This is a genomic window from Leclercia tamurae (assembly GCF_025566055.1).
GTDB lineage: Bacteria > Pseudomonadota > Gammaproteobacteria > Enterobacterales > Enterobacteriaceae > Enterobacter > Enterobacter tamurae.
The window spans coordinates 1-469 of the sequence record NZ_JAMHKS010000039.1 but is presented as its reverse complement, the minus strand read 5'-3'; the positions used below and the strand labels follow the sequence as shown (position 1 = coordinate 469).

General features: G+C 62.0%; 1 protein-coding gene. It reads left to right on the top strand.

Annotation, left to right across the window (positions count from 1 at the left end; all coding sequences use genetic code 11):
• Positions 1–129 precede the first annotated feature (129 nt).
• Positions 130–354 carry a hypothetical protein gene (locus M8318_RS00200; protein WP_003097251.1) on the top strand — a complete coding sequence of 75 codons (225 nt, stop codon included), beginning with the start codon at positions 130–132 and terminating at the stop codon, positions 352–354.
• Positions 355–469 lie beyond the last annotated feature (115 nt).

The following is a 469-nucleotide window of genomic DNA, read 5'->3' as shown; positions in this document are numbered from 1 at the left end:
ACCCACAAGCCTGGAAGAGATTCTGCGAAAAGAGCTGTGGCAGACCCTGGACTCCGTCGATACCGGCCAGGCGCGGCCCTCGCCTTCGGCTCCCAAGACGTCCCAGGGCGAGCACTCGGACACTACAACATGGAGATCGTAGCCAACCTGGCGGTATGGCTCGGCGGCGAATGCCATGTCGGACAGATGATCGACTGGTTCGGCAGTTACGACCGCACTAGCGGGCTCAGTGCTCGGCTACTGCTGCGCAAACCCGCTAACGAGGGCTCCGAGCGGGATTTCCAGGTCTCCGCCAAGCGCCGCTTCGAGCGCCTGTCGTCATCCATCGATACGCTGGAAAGCGGCAACGACTGAGCCTTTCCCACGCCTTTCCATCTCCTTCTTCCTACCTGGCTGCGGTCCTGCCGCGGCCCGGATACGCTCGCCTGAAACCTGTGGAAAACCCCAGGGACAGGAGGGTAGATAAACC